Below are 18,546 nucleotides of genomic sequence, written 5' to 3'. Positions count from 1 at the left end.
CAGCAATGCAGCGATCAGCGCGGTTCGGGCAACTTCAGCGGTCCGCCTGTCTTGATCGAGCGGATGGCGAAATTGGACCGGATGTCGGTGACGCCGGGCAAGGCCAACAGCGTCTCGGTCAAGAGTTTCTCATAGGCAGGCAGATCCTCGACGACGACCTCGGCGAGGAAATCGGCATTGCCGGAGATCAGGAAGCAGGAGACCACCTCGGGGATGGCGAGCAGCGCCTCCTGCTGCTGCTGTGCGTTCTCGCGGCTATGGCGCCCAACCTTGATTTCGACGAAGACCGTCAGCCCGAGACCGGCTTCCTTACGATCGATGTCGGCCCTGTAGCCGCGCAGGATGCCGGATTTTTCCAGGTTGCGGATGCGCCGCAGGCAGGGCGACGGCGAAAGATTGACCTTTTCGGCAATCTCGACGTTCGTTGCGCGCGCGTCCTCCTGAAGGATTCTAAGGATGGCGAGATCGAATTTATCGAGGCTTGGCATTTTCATGAACTTCGATTGTTGTTATTGGCACATTGTTGCTGACGATAGTCTATTTCGGGCATAAATCGCAAGGACATGCCCCGCTATCAGGGCGTAATCTTCCTTCCAGACCCAAAAGCCTCTCAGGTATCCAATTCGGGAAGGAAATTCAAATGGTTGCGCTCGCTCTCGATCGCGGCAATACGACGCCTGTCGCCGCCGGCTATGCCGGCGCCTTCGTAACCGTCCTCATCTGGGCGGGCTGGATACTGGCGACCCGCCACTCGGCCGGCACCGCGCTTGGCACGATCGACCTCGGGCTGATCCGCTACGGCGTGCCGGCGGTCCTTCTTGCCCCGGTCTGGCTGAAGACCGGGCTTCTGCCGCGCAAGCTGCCGCTGCTGTTGCTCGTCCTGATGGTCGCCGGTTCGGGCGCCCTGTTCTTCCAGGTCTCCGCCTTTGCGATCCACTCCGTTCCAGCTTCCTCGGTCGGCGTTCTCCTCGGTGGCTCGATGCCGCTTGCCACCGCGCTCATCGGCATCACGGTCTTCGGCGAGCGGCCGGACCGGATGCGCGTGCTCGGCTTTGCCGCAATCCTTGCCGGCGTCGCCATCCTCCTGGCGCGCAGCCTCGGAAGTGCGGCCTCGACCGGCTGGAGCGGCTATGCGCTGCTGCCGACTGCGGCGACCCTCTGGGCGATCTATACCCATGCCTTCCGCCGCTCCGGCCTCAGCCCGCTGCAGGGAAGCGCCCTGATCGCCATCTGGTCGTTCCTGATCCATCTCGGACTTGCCGCCTGCTTTGGAACCACCCTTGCCAGCGTTCCGGCCCAGGAGATCGCCTTGCAGGTCACCAGCCAGGGCCTCCTGTCCGGCCTCGTCGCCATGGTAGCCTACGGCTTTGCCGTGAAGAGCCTTGGCGGTACCCAGGCGGCCGCCTTCACGGCGCTGACACCGGTTCTCGCGATGATCGGCGGCGCCGTCCTGCTCGGCGAGCAGATCGGCCCCTTCGAGATCCTCGCCGCGGTCGTCACCGCTACAGGCGTCGCGCTTTCGACCGGCATTCTTTCGTCCAGGCCCTGAACGCAAAGCTCGTTAGAATGCGAAGGCCCCGGAGGTGTTCGCTCCGGGGCCTTTTTCTGTCTCGACGACAAGCTCAACCGTGAATGATTTCACGGTGTTTTTGCAGCCGGTGACCGTAGGCCTGGCTGACGCGATCGAAGATGATGGCAATGCCGACGATCGCAAGGCCGTTGAAGATGCCGAGCGTGAAGTACTGGTTGGCAATCGCCTTCAGCACCGGCTGGCCGAGGCCCTGAACACCGATCATCGAGGCGATGACCACCATGGCGAGCGCCATCATGATCGTCTGGTTGATGCCGGCCATGATCGTCGGCAAGGCGAGCGGCATCTGAACGTTCTTGAGCTTCTGCCACGCCGACGAACCGAAGGCATCGGCCGCCTCCAGCACGTCCTTGTCGACGAGGCGAATGCCAAGGTTCGTCAGGCGAATCATCGGCGGGATGGCGTAGATGACGACGGCGATCAGCCCCGGCACCTTGCCGATGCCGAGCAGCATGACGACCGGGATCAAGTAGACGAAGCTCGGCATGGTCTGCATCACGTCGAGGATCGGATTGACGATGTTCTGAAACCGATCCGAACGGGACATGACGATGCCGATCGGAATGCCGATGGCGATCGACAGCACGGTGCAGACGAAGATCATCGAGACCGTCTTCATCGTGTCGTCCCACATGTCGAAGTAGCCGATCAGAAGCAGCGTGCCGATGCAGCCGGCGACGATCTTCCAGTTGCGGCTTGCCACCCAGGCGATGAAAGCGATCAAGATCAGGATGATTGGCCAGGGCGTCTTCGTCATGAAGCGCTCCGACTGGATGAGAAAGAATTGCAAGGGCTCGAAGAAGCCTTCGATCGCGTCGCCATAGGCGCGCGTGAAGCCGCGAAATCCCTCGTCGATCGCCTTTTTCAAGGCTCTCAGGCTCTCGTCATCCATGTGTGGAAACTGGGTTAACCAGTCCATTCCATTTCCCCTTCAGATTTCGCCGGCCGCGATTGTTGTTTTGCCTTTGCCGGACCTCGAACGAAGAGGCGGCGCACATGACTGCGCCGCCCGCTGGTTATGACCATCGCGATCAGAGCGCGGCCTTCACCTTTTCGGCGACCTCGGGCGAAACCCACGGGGTCCAGATATCGGGGTTTTCCTGCAGGAAGTGCTTGGCGCCCTCCTCCCCGCTCGCCTGATTGTCGGTCATCCAGGCCATCAGCTTGTTGACCGTGTCGTTGGTCCAGGCGCGCTTGTTGAGGTAATCCATAGCCGGGCCGGCGCGATCGGCGAAGGCCTTGGTCACCAGCGTCTGGACCTTGTCCTTCGGCCAGTCGTTCTTCTTCGGATCCGGGCAATCGGCAACCGTGTTGCAGCGCTTCCATTCGGCCGGATCGGCGGCCACACCATGCTCGAGCTTCACCATCTCGTACTTGCCGAGAAGGGCCGTCGGCGCCCAGTAGTAGCCGACCCAGCCCTGCTTGCGCTCATAGGCCTTGGCGATCGAGCCATCGAGGCCGGCGGCCGAACCGGTATCGACCAGCGTGAAGCCAGCCGTTTCGCCGCCATAGGCTTTATAAAGCTGCGTCGTCACGACCGTGCCGCCCCAGCCCTGCGGGCCGTTGAAGACGGCGCCCTTGCTTGCGTCTTCCGGATCCGGGAACAGTTCCTTGTGCTTCAAGGCGTCATCGATCGTCTTGATGTCGGGATTGGCATCGACGATGTATTTCGGCACCCACCAGCCCTGGACGGCGCCATCGGAGAGCGCCACGGCGGCGCCGACGAGCTTGCCCTCCTCGAGGCCGCGATTGACGACATCCGGAAGCAGGTCGACCCAGCCTTCGGGTGCGACATCCGGCTGGCCCTTTTCGATCATCGAGGTGATCGTTGGCACGGTGTCTCCGACCACCAATTCGGCATTGCAGCCGTAGCCTTCCGTCAGGATGATCTTGTCGACACTCGCCAGCACCTCGGCGCTCTGCCAGTTCATGTTGGCGATCGTCACATCGCCGCATTCGGCGGCCGAAGCTGCGCCGGCGAGGCCAAAGAGGCCCGCGGCCAGGCAAGTCGTTGCAAGAAGCTTCTTCATTTCCGTTCCCTTGTTTTGGCGGTGCATCCCGTCGCACTGCCGATCTCACCGCGGGGATCGACAGCGTCACAGGGCTCGGTCCAACTCAAGACAACAGGGACCGAACGGCCTGCAGATCCGTCGGCTTCAAGCCGATGACATCATGAAAGCTAACGGGCTTTTCCGGCAAGGACTTTCCCATTTGCGTCAACGGGTGCCTTTCCTAATATTTGCGCATCGCTGAAGTGGTCGTCAGAACGTTTTGCTGCGCTGGTAATAGCGCGACACGCGCACCCGGTTTCCGCAACGCGCCGCCGAGCACCAGCGCCGCCGGGCATTGCTGCCAACGAACAGCATGACACAATCCTCCGCCTCGCATTTGCGGATCAGCCTGGCGTCGCCGCCGGCAAGCAACGCCGCAGCGTCCTCGGCGAGGAAACCGGCTAGCTGGACCATGGGCTCCGCCGTTCTTTCGCTGACGAGCCGCGGCGGATCGGTCCAATCGAGACGGCGGACGACCGGTGCTGCCTCCATTGCCGCGTTAAGGCCCTCGATATCCGCGGCCGGAACAGGTTGCCTGTCCATCACATGTGCGATGGCCGACGCCACATGCGAGCGGACGGCAAGGACTGGCGCGAGATCGTCGGCGTCGGCCGCACCGATGCTGGCAAACGCGACATCCGACATGCGAGGCCCCTCCAATGCCAGCCAATGCGCGAGCCCGCCATCGGCCGCGAAGAGATCGACACGGCCGCTCGCGGTCAAAGGGCGAGTGTTGACGAGATCAAGAGCAAGGGACTCTCCGACGAAAGGAACCAGATCCATACAGGCCTCACATAATGCATAATTTCGATATTGACGCATTAGTTTTTCCGGCGCAATTCTAATGCATAAATATTGCCAATAGGAGTGTTAAATGAGCAGGCATAGCATTCCATCGATCCGGCACCGGTTCATCGAGGCCGGAGGCGTCCGGGTCTTCTACCGCGAGAGCGTGCCGACCGGAGCGCCGGCCGATTTCCCGACAATCCTGCTTCTGCACGGCTTCCCCTCGTCTTCCCACCAGTACCGGCGGCTAATGGACGCGCTTGGCAGCGACTACCGTCTGATCGCGCCTGACTATCCGGGCTTCGGGCATAGCGACGCGCCGACCTCGACGAACGAAGGCGGCAGTTTCGTCTACAGTTTCGACAAGCTGGCGGATGTCATGGAAGCTTTCGTGGATGCGCTCGCGCTGAAACGCTTCGTCCTCTACGCCTTCGATTTCGGCGCGCCCGTCGGGTTTCGTCTTGCAAGCAGAAAGCCCGAGCGCATTGCCGGGCTGATCGTCCAGAACGGCAATGCCTATCTGGAGGGGCTTTCCGACATTGCCCGCGACTTCATTGCGCTCAAATCCGAGGACGAAGGCGCTGAAGAGCAGGTGCGGCAGCTACTGACCTTGGAGATGACCCGTGCGCAATATGTCGGCGGGACGAAGGATCCGGACCTAGTCGCACCTGACGGCTGGACCATGGATCAGCACTTCCTCGATCGCCAGGACCGCCGCCAGCCGCAGATCGATCTTGCCTTCGACTACAAGAGCAACCTTGCCCGCTATGGCGAATGGCAAGAGTGGCTGCGCCGCGAACGGCCGCCGACCCTGATCACCTGGGGCCGTAACGATCCCTTCTTCACAGAGAAGGGCGCCCGCGCCTTCCTCACCGACCTTCCTGAGGCCGAGTTCCACCTGTTCGATACCGGCCACTTCGCGCTGGAAGAAAACCTGCCGGAGATCGCACCGCTGATTGCCGATTTCGTTGATCGCATCTGGGCGAAGGCATGAAACGACAAAGGCGCCGCGGCCAATGGCCGCCGGCGCCCTTGTAATCCTTTACGGGTCGAGATTCTGAGACCCGACTTCGAACATTACATATTCGGATAGACCGGGCCTTCACCGCCTTGGGGCGGCACCCAGTTGATGTTCTGGTTCGGGTCCTTGATGTCGCAGGTCTTGCAGTGCACGCAGTTCTGCGCGTTGATGACGAAGACTTGCCTGCCGTCCTTCTCCACCCATTCGTAGACCCCGGCCGGACAGTAGCGCGTCGACGGACCGGCATAGATGTCATGCTCGGAGCGCTTCTGCAGATCCATGTCCTTCACCTTGAGATGAACCGGCTGGTCCTCCTCATGGTTGGTGTTCGACAGGAACACCGAGGACAGCCGGTCGAAGGTCAGAACCCCATCCGGCTTTGGATAGTCGATCTTCTTGTGCTGCGCTGCGGGTTCGAGCGACTGCGCATCGGTCTTTCCGTGCTTCAGCGTGCCGAAGAAGGAGAAGCCGAACAGCTGGTTGGTCCACATGTCGAGACCGCCGAGCCCAACGCCGATCGCCGTGCCGAACTTCGACCACAGCGGCTTGACGTTCCTCACCCGCTTCAGGTCCTGGCCGATGGCGCTGTCACGCCAGCCGCGTTCGACCTCGATCGGCTCGTCATTGGCGCGGCCACTGGCGATCGCCGCTGCCAGCTTCTCGGCCGCGAGAATGCCTGAAAGTACCGCATTGTGGCTGCCCTTGATGCGCGGCACGTTGACGAGACCGGCCGAACAGCCGATCAGCGCGCCACCGGGGAAGGAGAGCTTCGGCACCGACTGGTAGCCGCCCTCGGTGATCGCACGCGCCCCATAGGACAGACGCTTGCCGCCCTCGAACGTGCCGCGGATCGCCGGATGCGTCTTGAAGCGCTGGAACTCCTCGAAGGGGAAGAGATAGGGGTTCTTGTAATTCAGGTGCACGACGAAGCCGACGGCGACCATGTTGTCTTCGAGGTGATAGAGGAAGGAACCGCCACCGGTCTTCATGCCGAGCGGCCAGCCGAAGGAGTGCTGCACCAGACCCGGGCGATGGTTCTCGGGCTTGACCTGCCAGAGCTCCTTCAGACCAATGCCGAACTTCTGGACGTCGCTGTCCCTGGAGAGATCGAACTTGGCGATCAGCTGCTTGGCGAGCGAACCGCGCACGCCCTCGCCGATCAGCGTGTATTTGCCGAGCAGCGCCATGCCGCGGGCGAAGTTCGGGCCCGGTTCGCCGTTCCGCTCGATGCCCATGTCGCCGGTGGCAACCCCGATGACCGCACCCTCGTCGTTGTAGAGCACTTCGGTGGCGGCAAAGCCCGGATAGATCTCGACGCCGAGTTCCTCCGCCTTTGTCGCCAGCCAGCGACAGACGAGCCCAAGCGATACGATGTAGTTGCCGTGATTGTTCATCAGCGGCGGCATCAGGAAGTTCGGCAGGCGGATCGAGCCGGCGGGCCCTAAGAACAGGAAATGATCGTCCGTCACCTCGGTCTTGAACGGATGGTCGGCGTCGGCGCGCCAGTCCGGCAGCAAGCGGTCGATGCCGATGGGATCGACGACGGCGCCCGACAGGATATGCGCACCGACTTCAGCGCCCTTTTCGAGCACGACGACCGAAAGCTCCGGATTGACCTGCTTCAGCCGGATCGCCGCCGCAAGACCCGCCGGCCCCGCACCCACGATCACAACGTCGAACTCCATGCTCTCGCGTTCGGGCAGGTCTTGTTCGGTCATACCGTCTCTCCAGTCTCACCGGTCTTCTGCCGGCTCCGTTCCCAGGGCATATCATTCCGTCATGGCAAATGCAGTTTGGCTTGTCGAGCCGGGATGCGACAGACGATGCCCGCTTTTGCGCATGAGGTCATGAGTATAGGCAAATATCTATATGACGTGTACGTAAACGTAAATACATCAATTTGTCGCGCAGCGAAGCTATGACCCATGCGGCCTTGCTTTTGCCGAAGAGCCGTGCGACGAGGCCGCCGCACCCTTCCAGCGGTACGCGCTGGCACACCCCATTCGCAATCGGCACGCGGCAAGGCGCCTCTCGGCGTCCGGACGGCGTGTCTTTCGGCTTTGAAGCCGGCCGCCCATCGATCCCCGAAAGCGGCCCACGGAATTCATGTTGCGTCGCGCGCCACCGGCCCCACTCCGGGCGGCGAAGCGACGCCAGATGCAAGGAGACACTCATGGTCAAGGCACTCGGCTTTGATTTCGGCACCACCAATTCCGTTCTGGCGGTTGCCGCGGGCGACACGACCCATTCGATGCGCTTCGACAGCCTCGCCGGCTCGACCGATGCCATGCGCACTGCCCTCTCCTTCATGAAGGATGCCAAGCTTGGCGCCCAGGCGCTGAAGGTCGAGGCGGGCCAGGCCGCCATCCGCGCCTTCATCGACAATCCCGGTGACTGTCGTTTCCTGCAGTCGATCAAGACCTTTGCCGCAAGCCCCCTCTTCCAGGGCACGCAGGTCTTTGCCAAGCGCCACAGCTTCGAAGACCTGATGCGCGTGTTCCTGACCAAGCTGCGCGACTATGCCGGTGACGGCTGGGCGGACCAGTACAGCCGCATCGTCGTCGGCCGTCCGGTGCACTTTGCCGGCTCCAGCCCCGACCCTGCGCTGGCGCTCGAGCGCTATGGCGCAGCCCTCTCCGAATTCGGCTTTCCGGAGGTGCACTACGTCTACGAACCGGTGGCAGCGGCCTTCTACTTCGCCCAGAACCTGAAGCAGGACGCAACTGTGCTCGTCGCCGACTTCGGCGGCGGCACCACCGACTATTCGCTGATCCGCTTCGAGACCAATGCCGGGCGCCTGACGGCAACCCCGATCGGCCATTCGGGCGTGGGCATCGCCGGCGACCATTTCGACTTCCGCATCATCGACAACGTCGTCTCGCCACTGATCGGAAAGGGGAGTCTGTTCAAGAGCTTCGACAAGCTGCTTGAAGTGCCGTCGAACTACTACGCGAATTTCGGCCGCTGGAATCAGCTTTCGATCTTCAAGACACTGAAAGATTTCACCGATCTGAAGAAGCTCGTGCGCCAGAGCCTGGAGCCGGAAAAGCTCGAGGCCTTCGTTGACCTGATCGAGCATGACGAGGGCTATCCGCTCTACAACGCAATCTCGGCCACGAAGATGCAACTGTCGAAGGAGGACGAGACCGAGTTCTATTTCGCCCCGCTCGGCGAAATGTCGCGCCGCACCGTTCGCCGCAGCGATTTCGAAGGCTGGATCGCGCCGGAGCTCGCCCGCATCGAGGGCGCGCTGGATGATGTGCTGCAGTCGACGGCAACGGCACCCGAGACGATCGACAAGGTGTTCTTGACCGGCGGCACCTCCTTCGTTCCGGCCGTACGCGGCATCTTCGAGCGGCGTTTCGATGCCGACCGGATCGAGAGCGGCGGCGAACTGCTGTCGATCGCCCATGGCCTGGCGCTGATCGGCGAGCACGAGGACATCGCCCACTGGACCGCGAATGCGGTCTGAGCCGACGCGCGAACCGGATGTGCATGACCTTGGATAGGAGGGTCGAGCGCCGGAAAAGCGGTTCCGGTCCGGCCGCTTATGGGCTAGGTTGGCGGCCATGATTTCCGCCAACGACCTTTCTCCGGCGCAGCTTGCCGCCCTTCTCGCCTTCCACGGCGATGCGGGCGTCGAATGGCTGCTGGAAGAGGAACCGGTCGACCGTTTCGCCGAGTTCGAGGCGATGAAGGCAGCACGCGGCAACGCCCGCGTGGCGGCAACCAGCAACCGGGCGGAGGCACCCGCTTCGCAACCGACGGCGCGCCAGACAGCGGCGGCCGCTGCTCCCACCCCTTCCCGCGCACCTGCCCCAGTCGCGAACGCCCCTGCGGTCGCCATCCCCGATGCGCAGGCGATCGAAGAGGCGCGCTTTGCCGCCGAAACGGCCCGGTCGCTCGCCGAGCTCCGCGTTGCGATGGAAGGTTTTGCCGGCTGCAATCTCAGGAACAGCGCCCGCAATCTGGTCTTTGCCGAGGGTGATCCGGCAAGCGGCATCATGATCGTCGGCCCGATGCCCTATGCCGACGACGATCGCGACGGCCAGCCTTTTGCGGGCCGCCTCGGCGAGATGCTGACCCGGATGATGGCGGGCATCGGTCTTACGCGCGAGAGCGTGCTCTTGAGCAATATCGTGCCCTGGCGCCCGCCGGGTAACCGCGTGCCGACGGCGCGCGAGGCCGATATCTGCCGACCCTTCATCGAACGCCAGATCGCGCTGGCAGAGCCTAAGCATCTGCTGCTGCTCGGCAATTTCACCGCCCGTTTCTTCTTCGGCGGCAACGACACGATCCACCAGCTTCGCGGCGAATGGCGCGAGCTTGCGATCGGCGGCATTAATGTGCCGACCCTTGCCACCCTGCATCCGCAGGACCTGGTGACGGCGCCGATCAACAAGCGCTTCGCCTGGCAGGACCTGCTTGCCTTCAAGGCCCGCATTCACGGCTGATCCTAAGGAAAGCGCCCTGCCCGGATCGTGCTCCCGGCCGCTTGCCCGTTTCATGAACAAAGAATGAAGAAAGCCATGCGGTTTGCGCATATCAGCGGCGCATTTTGACGCATTGCAAAACGTTATGTTGCAGCGCAATATACTGGCACGGGAGGAATGGAATTTAAGGAATTGAACCATGACTGCCCGCTTTCGTCCGATCCACAGCAGCTTTGAGACGCTCCGCCACACTGGCGCTGCTTACCGGACGCCGTTCAACCGCTTTGGCACGGCAGCCAACGAGCAGATGACCGCGATCGGCCTCGCCCGGACCACCCGTCCGGCGCAGATTTTCGCCGACTTCATCCAGCGCTGATCCCCACGCGATACGCGGCTTTTGCGTATCGCGTGACGCATCGATTGACCCGACACGAAGAAAGGAACGAACCCATGACCAAGCCGATTGCCAGCCTCAAGGTCCTGCTCGATTCGATCTCCGACATCGGTACGGCCGTGCGCGCCTCGCGCGAATATACCGTTCTCAGCACCAAGAAGGATGCACGCCGCGCCCATCGCACGGCCGTGAGCCCGTTGCTGCCGAACTGACTGCTGCCCGCAGGTATAAGCACCGCCTTTTTGCCATCGCCTGTCGCAATCGACAGGGCGTAAAAAACTGGATAGAGCCACACTCGTCCCGACTAAGGAGTGTCAGGCTCATCCGGCCCTGCCAGACCGTTCCTCGCTCCATCTGCGTTTGCTTGTCATCGGACAAATGACGAAGCGCCACGTTTCCAGGAGCGCCGATGCTGGCCAGCCTCGCTTCCGTCTTCAGCCTGATGGTGTCGACCCTGCTCATGATGGTCGGCTTCGGCCTGCAGAGCTATGTGATCCCCGTGCGTTCCGTCGCCGAGAACTGGTCGACGCTGACGGTCTCGGTGATCGCCACCGGCTATACGGTCGGCTTCACCCTTTCCTGCGTCGTCACGCCGAAATTCGTGCTGCGTGTCGGCCATGTGCGCGTCTTCACCGCGCTGATCACGCTGCTCTCCATCGCTATCCTGCTCTGCGGCCTCATCGTCGACTGGCGCCTCTGGATTGTGTTCCGTGCCATTGCCGGCTTTGCCATCTCCGGCAGCTATCTCGTCATCGAGAGCTGGCTCAACGAGCGCGTTACCAACGAGAACCGCGGCCTGCTCTTTTCGCTCTACCTGATCACGACGATGGTCGGCACGATCGGCGGGCAGTACATGGTGCCGCTCGGCGACCCGACAAACACGTCGCTGTTCATGCTCTGCAGCGTGCTGTTCTCGCTGGCGCTATTGCCGACGGCGCTCTCCTCCTCCCCCATGCCGGCGCCACCGGCACAGGCGAAGTTCGATATCCCCGCCCTCTTCCGCCGCTCGCCGGTCGCCGTCGTCGGCGGTTTTCTCGCCGGCGCGCTCTCGGGCGCCTGGCTGAACCTCGGCGGTGTCTTCACCCAGAAGATCGGACTTTCGACGGCGGAAGGCGCGACACTGCTCGCCTCGCTATTGACCGGCAGCGCCCTCTCGCAAATCCCGATCGGACGTCTCTCCGACAAGATCGACCGGCGCATCGTCATGGTTGGCTGCGGCATCGTCGGCGTCATCTCGTGCCTGGTGATGTCGGCATCGATCGGCAGCCAGCCCGCCGTTCTCTACATCATCGCCGCTTTCGTCGGATCGGTGCTCTTCCCGATCTACGCACTGAACGTCGCCCATGCCAATGATCTCGCCAAACCCAACGAGTATGTCGAAACATCCTCGGGCCTGATGATCACCTACGGGCTCGGCACGATTTCCGGCCCGCTGATGGTCGGTCCGGTCATGGATCGTTTCGGCCCGGCGGCGCTGTTTCTCGTCCTTGCCGTCTACTTCGCGCTCTATGGCGGCTATGCAGCCTGGCGCATTCTGCGGCGCGAGCAGCACAAGGGGCTCGTCGTCAAGACCGACTTCCAGGCAACGAGCGTCATGCCGACGCCCGGCCCTGATGTGACGAGCCCGGCTGCCCAGCAGGCGGCGCAGGAACCGCTGATCGACGACGATACGGTTCCGGCCTGGGAAAACCCGCGGCCGTAGGCCGTGGCTCAGCCCTGCGGCGTCACATGCTTGCGAGCGCCCCGGCGCTCGAGGCCAAGCCGATGTTCGCGGAAAATGATGAAGATGCCTGCGCCAACGACGATGGCCGTGCCGACGAGCATGGCGGCCGTCGGGATATCGTCGAACAGGAAGTAGCCGATGATCAGGCCGAGCACGATCGAAGTGTATTCGAACGGTGCGATGGTCGACATGTCGGCATGGCGATAGCTCTCGGTCAAAAGGATCTGGGCGACACCGCCACAGAAACCGGCGACCATCAGCAACAGGAAGGCCTCGCGCGAGATCGACGGCCAGCCGAAGGGCAAGGTCGCGAGAGAGAAGACCGAGGCCGACAGCGAGAAATAGAGCACGATCGTGTGGGTGCGCTCATTCTTGACGAGTTTTCGTACCAGCACCATGGCAACTGCGCCCAGGGCCGCCGAAACCAGCACAGCAGCAGCGCCCAGCGCCTCCAGCGAACCGAAGCCGCCTTCGCGAAAAAGGGTCAGCCGTGGCCAGGTGATGATCATCACGCCGACCAGCCCGACGACAACGGCCGACCAACGGTAGAGCCGCACCGACTCGCCTAGAAAAATCGCGGCGAAGGCGACGGCGATCAGCGGCATGGCATAGCCGATGGCGATGGCTTCAGGCAGCGGCAGGTGTACGAGGCCGTAAAAACCGAAGCTCATTGCGAGAATGCCGACGAAGCCGCGAGCGATATGGCCGGTAAAATCTTCGGTCTTGAAGGCGTCGCGCAGCTGTCCGCGGAAGGCGAGATAGCCGAGGATCGGCACCATGGCGAAGGCCGAGCGGTAGAAGGTGATCTGGCCGGTGGCGATCTCGTTTCCGGCCGCCTTGATCAGCGTAGACATGCAAACGAAAATGACGACTGAAAGGACCTTGAGCAGGATCCCCTTCATCGGGCTTTCGACTTCCGCATCCATTGAGGGCACTTTTCGAACAGCCTTGACCGGCGATCAGCTGGCACGCGGGCTGGTTTGGAGATTTTTCAGCGGAGAGCACCGCTGCAGGACCGGGCCACCTTAGCGACGCTTTTCTCGAAAGTCGGATCAAACTTCGTGATGAATGACGTTTTTTCTTGATCGATTAACCTTCGACAGTAGGGCGGCCGGCTTTTCTTTAGCTGCCCCGAAAAAAACCTTTCCAATTCATGTCTTGTTAGTCCCACTTCGATACACATCGGTCCGATAAGGGAGCGGGAAGAATAACGGGCGCCATGTCTTTTCTGTCGGAAGTGCGGTCGCCGGCATCACAATCGTGTGGCACAGCCCAGCTTTTCGCCCCTTGGCCTTTTCACCATCACAGGCACCCTCTACAAATTCTCCAGTAGAACGGTGCAAGCGGGACTGACCATGCGGACAAATACTGGCCAGATCATTCATCTGGAAGACTACCGGCCGACCGACTTCGTTCTGGAGAGAGTGGATCTGACCTTCGAGCTCGATCCGAAGGAGACCAAGGTCGAGGCCCGGCTGATCTTCCATCGCCGCGAAGGTGTCGACAGTGCCGCGCCGCTCGTGCTTGATGGCGACGAGTTGACCATGACCGGCCTTTTGTTGGACCAGGAAGAACTCGCCGCAACGCTCTACGATGTCGCCGACGATACGCTGACGATCCGCGGCCTGCCCGAAACCGCCCCGTTCGAAATCACCATCACCACCCTGCTTTCGCCCGAGACCAATACGCAGCTGATGGGGCTCTACCGCACCAACGGCGTCTACAGCACCCAGTGCGAGGCCGAAGGCTTCCGCCGCATCACCTATTTCCCCGATCGTCCCGATGTACTTGCCGTCTACACGGTCAACATCATCGCCGACAAGGAGTCGTCTCCCCTCCTGCTTTCGAACGGCAACTATCTCGGCGGCGCCGACATGGGCGACGGCCGTCACTTCGCCGCCTGGTTCGATCCGCATCCGAAGCCGAGCTATCTCTTTGCGCTGGTCGCCGGCGACCTCGGCGTGGTCGAGGATACGTTCACAACGATGTCCGGCCGCGACGTTGCCTTGAAGATCTATGTCGAACACGGCAAGGAGCCTCGCGCCTCCTATGCCATGGATGCGCTCAAGCGCTCGATGAAGTGGGACGAAGAGGCCTTTGGTCGCGAATACGACCTCGACATCTTCATGATCGTCGCCGTCTCCGACTTCAACATGGGCGCCATGGAGAACAAGGGCCTCAACATCTTCAACGACAAATACGTGCTTGCGGACCCGGAAACGGCGACCGATGCGGACTACGCCAACATCGAGGCGATCATCGCGCACGAATACTTCCACAACTGGACCGGCAACCGCATCACCTGCCGCGACTGGTTCCAGCTCTGCCTGAAGGAAGGCCTGACGGTCTACCGCGACCACGAGTTCTCCGCCGACATGCGCTCACGCGCGGTCAAGCGCATCGCCGAAGTGCGGCATCTGAAGTCGGAACAGTTCCCGGAGGATGCAGGTCCCCTCGCCCATCCGGTGCGCCCGACGAAATACCGCGAAATCAACAACTTCTACACGACGACCGTCTACGAAAAGGGATCGGAAGTCACCCGCATGATCGCGACCATCCTCGGCCGCGATCTGTTCAAGAAGGGTATGGATCTCTATTTCGACCGGCACGACGGCCAGGCGGTGACGATCGAGGATTTCGTCGCCTGCTTCGAGGCGGCAAGCGGTCGGGATCTGCGCCAGTTCGCGCTCTGGTATCACCAGGCCGGAACGCCGCTGGTCACCGCTTCGGGCGCCTATGACGCCGCCAAGCAGACCTTCACCCTGTCGCTCGAACAGACCGTGCCGCCCACGCCCGGACAGAGCGCCAAGGAAGCGATGCACATTCCGCTGAAGATGGGTCTGCTGCTCGAAGACGGCAGCGAAGCCGCCCTTGCCGCTGTTTCCGGCGCCGACATGACCGACGATGTCCTGCATCTGACGGAGCGCAATCAGACGGTGGTCTTCTCGGGCATCCCGTCGCGCCCGGTTCCGTCGTTCAACCGCAGCTTCTCCGCGCCGGTCAACCTGCATATCGAGCAGAATGCCGACGATCTGGCGCTGATCGCGCATCACGAAAGCGACCTCTTCGCCCGCTGGCAGGCGCTCAACGCCATCGCGCTTGGCAATCTCGTCGAGGCGACGGCGAATGTCCGCGCCGGCAAGCCGGTCACCTCGGACAAGGCGCTGATCGACGGCCTGATACGGGCCGCCGCCGACAACAGCCTGGAGCCGGCCTTCCGTTCGCAGGCGCTGGCCTTGCCGAGCGAATCCGATATCGCCCGCGAGATCGGCACCAACAACGATCCGGACGCGATCCACGCGGCCCGCCAGCAGATCCTGACAGCGGTTGCGACCGCCGGGCGCGACACCTTCCTCAAACTCTCCGACGAACTCGTCTCCAGCGGCGGGTTCAGCCCGGAAGCGGCAAGCGCCGGCAGGCGAGCACTGCGCAACAGCGCGCTCACCTACCTCGTTCAGGCCGATGAAGGCCCTGAACGTGCCGCGAAGGCCTTTGCGGCCGCCAACAACATGACCGATCTCAGCCATGCGCTGGCGCTGCTGGCGCACCGCTTCCCGGATTCGGCCGAGGCGACAGACGCGCTTGCAACATTCCGCAAGCGTTTCGCCGACAACGCGCTCGTCATCGACAAATGGTTCGCCGTGCAGGCGACGATCCCGGGCGCTGGAACGCTCGATCGTATCAAGGCGCTGATGAACGAGCCGCTGTTCAACGGCAACAATCCGAACCGCGTGCGCTCGCTGGTGGGCACCTATGCCTTCGCCAACCCGACCGCGTTCAACCGCGCTGACGGCGAAGGCTACCGCTTCCTCGCGCGCCAGATCCTCGATATCGACCCGCGTAATCCGCAACTTGCGGCTCGCATCCTGACCTCCATGCGCTCCTGGCGTTCGCTGGAGGACAAACGTGCCGGGCATGCCCGCAAGGCGCTGAAAGAGATCGCCGGCGCGTCGAAACTTTCGGCCGATGTCGGTGACATCGTCGAGCGCATGCTCAAGGCCTGAGCATCGCCAAAGCCTGATTTTCCTGGGGCCGGGTCGCTAACGCGACCCGGCCTATTATTTTCCAACGATAAGAAATGGTTAACAAATCTTTACCAGTGCCTCTGGACAAGGCGAATCGCCCTGTGATTCATTGAGTCAGATTCGGGCGAGCGGCGCGCCGAATCATCAGAGGGTTTAGACAATTGGGAAAGATGGCGGACGCGCGACCAGCGAGCGCAGCCGACGGGCGGTTGCGACTCAAGCTTCCAGGCGTTACCGGCCTGGAGCAGGAGTTTATCTCGCAGGCGAAGATCTTTGCCGGGCCGGCTTCACGCCGCCTGGCAAACGCGGAGCCTGTTCTCAAGCGCTCCATCCCGATCCTGATCATTGCATTCCTGATCATCGTTGCGGTTTCGCGCATGTCCAGCATCATGGACGAGCACGCCCGCATGGAGGAAAGTTCGCGCCAGACCGTCGGTCTTGCGGCGGCGATCGCCGTCGCCGCCTTCCAGACGGACGGAGTCGCGCTGTTCGATGAGGGCCGTCGTGCCGAGGCGGAGCAACGCTTCAGCCAGTTTCTGCCGACCGGTATGCTCGATCCCGGAACGTTCATCCTCGCGGTGCGCAAGGACGGGCGGATCTTTGCAAGCACGGAAGGCGGTGGACCGCTCATCGGCCGCACGCTCGCTGCGGCCGCGCCCGACATCGCGACGCTGCAATATTTCGGCGAACATTCGAGCGTCATGAAGACGGCGATCGCAGGCGCCGACCACATCGTGGCGCTGGCGCAGCTGCCCGATGCGGCTGGCGTCGTGCTGGCCGCAACGCCGGTCACCCAGCTCGAAACGACCTGGCGAGACGAGGTTTCGCTGAACGTCACCCTGTTTGCAGGTATCTCGGCGATCCTGTTGATGGTGCTCTACGCCTATTACATCCAGGCCAAGCGTGCCCGCGACGCCGATTCGGTCTTTGCCGAATCGAACCTGCGGGTCGAGACGGCGCTCTCGCGCGGCCGTTGCGGCCTCTGGGATTTCGATCTTGCCAACCGTCGGCTGTTCTGGTCGCGCTCGATGTACGAAATGCTCGGCATGCCGGGCGAAAGCAGCGTGCTCTCCTTCGGTGACGCCGCAAGGCTGATGCATCCGGATGATCACGGCATCTACAGCGTGGCGCGCACGATCGCGCGTGGCGACGCGCGCCAGATCGACCAGGTGTTCCGCATGCGGCATGCGGACGGTCACTATGTGTGGCTACGGGCCCGCGCCGAGATCATCCGCACGGCCTCGGGCCGGGCGCATCTGATCGGCATCGCCATGGACGTGACGGAACAGCATCGTCTTGCGCAGCGCTATGCGGAGGCCGACCAGCGGCTCGCCGACGCCATCGAATGTACCTCCGAGGCCTTCGTGCTCTGGGACAAGCACGACCGCCTCGTCATGTGCAACACCCACTTCCAGGAGGCCTACAAGCTTCCGGACCACGTCCTGGTGCCCGGCACCGAACGCATAGCCGTGCATACGGCGGCAGCACGGCCGGTGGTCGAGCGGCGGATCGCCGACCCGGATCACAGCAACCAGTCGCAGACGAGCGAAGTCCAGCTTGCGGACGAGCGCTGGCTGCAGATCAACGAGCGGCGCACACGCGACGGCGGCCTTGTCTCCGTCGGCACCGACATCACGCTTCTGAAGCGGCACCAGGTGCGCCTGCGCGAATCCGAGCGGCGTCTGATGGCGACGATCGGCGACCTCTCGGCCTCGCGAATGACGCTGGAGCGGCAGAAGACCGAGCTTTCGGTCGCGAATTCGAACTACCAGGCGGAGAAGGACCGTGCGGAGGCGGCCAACCGCGCCAAGTCCGAGTTCCTCGCGAACATGTCACATGAGCTGCGCACGCCGCTCAACGCCATCCTCGGCTTCTCGGAAATCCTGCAGAACCAGATGTTCGGGCCGCTCGGCTCGGAGAAGTACAACGAGTATTCACGCGACATCCACGAAAGCGGCAAACATCTGCTCAACGTCATCAACGACATCCTGGACATGTCGAAGATCGAGGCCGGGCACATGCGCATCAGCCGCGAGACGATCGACCTTGCGCCATTGATCGAGGAGACGCTGCGCTTCACCACCATACCGGCGGAGCAGAAGAACATTCACGTCGTGCAGCAGATCTCGTCGGGCCTCACCATGGTCGCCGATCGCCGCGCCATGAAGCAGGTGCTGCTCAACCTGCTTTCGAACGCGGTCAAGTTCACCAATGAGGGCGGGCGGATTTCGCTTCGGGCACGCAAGGTGACGGGCGCGGTGACGCTCACGATCGCCGATTCCGGCATCGGCATTCCGCGCGACGCATTGCAGAAGATCGGTCAGCCCTTCGAACAGGTGCAGAGCCAGTACGCCAAGAGCAAGGGCGGATCCGGCCTCGGGCTCGCGATCTCGCGCTCACTCACCCGCCTGCACGGCGGCAGCATGAGAATACACTCGACCGAGAATGTCGGGACCATCATCTCGGTCAGGATTCCGGACCGCGGTTAAAGCGGGTCTGGAGCAGCGCGCGGTCTTCCACGC

15 protein-coding genes are annotated in these 18,546 nt (G+C 62.5%); 9 read left to right on the top strand and 6 right to left on the bottom strand.

Annotation, left to right across the window (positions count from 1 at the left end; all coding sequences use genetic code 11):
• Positions 1–14: 14 nt before the first annotated feature.
• The gene (locus IB277_RS02820; protein ID WP_060522089.1) at positions 15–488 is read right to left on the bottom strand and encodes an Lrp/AsnC family transcriptional regulator; all 474 of its coding nucleotides are present in this window, start codon (positions 486–488) and stop codon (positions 15–17) included.
• Between the two features lie 152 nt (positions 489–640).
• On the opposite strand from IB277_RS02820, the gene IB277_RS02815 reads away from it, so the two are divergent.
• Positions 641–1,549, top strand: coding sequence for a DMT family transporter (locus IB277_RS02815; RefSeq protein WP_090294654.1), 909 nt, complete (start codon positions 641–643; stop codon positions 1,547–1,549).
• A gap of 73 nt (positions 1,550–1,622) precedes the next feature.
• Here the strand turns inward: IB277_RS02815 and IB277_RS02810 are convergent, their stop codons facing one another.
• From IB277_RS02810 to IB277_RS02800, 3 genes are all read right to left on the bottom strand, one after another.
• Positions 1,623–2,510: a proline/glycine betaine ABC transporter permease gene (locus IB277_RS02810; protein ID WP_060522087.1), complete on the bottom strand. Its 888-nt coding sequence runs from the start codon at positions 2,508–2,510 to the stop codon at positions 1,623–1,625.
• 112 nt (positions 2,511–2,622) lie between these two features.
• The gene (locus tag IB277_RS02805; protein WP_034804335.1) at positions 2,623–3,621 is read right to left on the bottom strand and encodes an ABC transporter substrate-binding protein; all 999 of its coding nucleotides are present in this window, start codon (positions 3,619–3,621) and stop codon (positions 2,623–2,625) included.
• Between the two features lie 231 nt (positions 3,622–3,852).
• A complete protein-coding gene (locus IB277_RS02800; protein WP_090294655.1) occupies positions 3,853–4,425 on the bottom strand; it encodes an ABATE domain-containing protein in 573 nt (190 codons plus the stop codon).
• 91 nt (positions 4,426–4,516) lie between these two features.
• Here IB277_RS02800 and IB277_RS02795 point away from each other — a divergent pair, with 91 nt between their 5' ends.
• Positions 4,517–5,422: an alpha/beta fold hydrolase gene (locus tag IB277_RS02795; RefSeq protein WP_090294656.1), complete on the top strand. Its 906-nt coding sequence runs from the start codon at positions 4,517–4,519 to the stop codon at positions 5,420–5,422.
• Positions 5,423–5,505: 83 nt separating this feature from the next.
• On the opposite strand, the gene IB277_RS02790 is transcribed toward IB277_RS02795, so the two are convergent.
• Complete coding sequence (locus tag IB277_RS02790) at positions 5,506–7,167, bottom strand: electron transfer flavoprotein-ubiquinone oxidoreductase (protein WP_192370710.1); 1,662 nt, start codon at positions 7,165–7,167, stop codon at positions 5,506–5,508.
• Positions 7,168–7,622: 455 nt separating this feature from the next.
• On the opposite strand from IB277_RS02790, the gene IB277_RS02785 reads away from it, so the two are divergent.
• The 5 genes from IB277_RS02785 to IB277_RS02765 all read left to right on the top strand — a co-directional run bounded on the left by IB277_RS02785 (position 7,623) and on the right by IB277_RS02765 (position 11,978).
• Entirely contained in the window at positions 7,623–8,921 is a 1,299-nt protein-coding gene (locus IB277_RS02785; RefSeq protein ID WP_090294659.1) for an Hsp70 family protein, read from the top strand.
• A gap of 97 nt (positions 8,922–9,018) precedes the next feature.
• Entirely contained in the window at positions 9,019–9,903 is an 885-nt protein-coding gene (locus tag IB277_RS02780) for a uracil-DNA glycosylase family protein (protein WP_110818586.1), read from the top strand.
• A gap of 178 nt (positions 9,904–10,081) precedes the next feature.
• The gene (locus tag IB277_RS02775) at positions 10,082–10,258 is read left to right on the top strand and encodes a hypothetical protein (RefSeq protein ID WP_089043882.1); all 177 of its coding nucleotides are present in this window, start codon (positions 10,082–10,084) and stop codon (positions 10,256–10,258) included.
• 74 nt (positions 10,259–10,332) lie between these two features.
• On the top strand, positions 10,333–10,488 hold the full coding sequence (locus tag IB277_RS02770; RefSeq protein WP_089043881.1) for a hypothetical protein: 156 nt from the start codon (positions 10,333–10,335) through the stop codon (positions 10,486–10,488).
• 197 nt (positions 10,489–10,685) lie between these two features.
• Complete coding sequence (locus tag IB277_RS02765) at positions 10,686–11,978, top strand: MFS transporter (RefSeq protein ID WP_060516199.1); 1,293 nt, start codon at positions 10,686–10,688, stop codon at positions 11,976–11,978.
• Positions 11,979–11,986: 8 nt separating this feature from the next.
• Here the strand turns inward: IB277_RS02765 and IB277_RS02760 are convergent, their stop codons facing one another.
• A complete protein-coding gene (locus tag IB277_RS02760) occupies positions 11,987–12,925 on the bottom strand; it encodes a DMT family transporter (RefSeq protein ID WP_060516200.1) in 939 nt (312 codons plus the stop codon).
• Positions 12,926–13,354: 429 nt separating this feature from the next.
• On the opposite strand from IB277_RS02760, the gene pepN reads away from it, so the two are divergent.
• A complete protein-coding gene (gene pepN / locus IB277_RS02755; RefSeq protein ID WP_110818467.1) occupies positions 13,355–16,003 on the top strand; it encodes an aminopeptidase N in 2,649 nt (882 codons plus the stop codon).
• A 182-nt stretch (positions 16,004–16,185) separates the two neighbouring features.
• Entirely contained in the window at positions 16,186–18,513 is a 2,328-nt protein-coding gene (locus IB277_RS02750) for a PAS domain-containing sensor histidine kinase (protein ID WP_060604093.1), read from the top strand.
• Positions 18,514–18,546: the final 33 nt, after the last annotated feature.

Source organism: Ensifer sp. ENS07, assembly GCF_014852185.1.
Classification (GTDB): domain Bacteria; phylum Pseudomonadota; class Alphaproteobacteria; order Rhizobiales; family Rhizobiaceae; genus Ensifer; species Ensifer adhaerens.
This window is presented reverse-complemented; position numbering and strand designations above follow the sequence as displayed.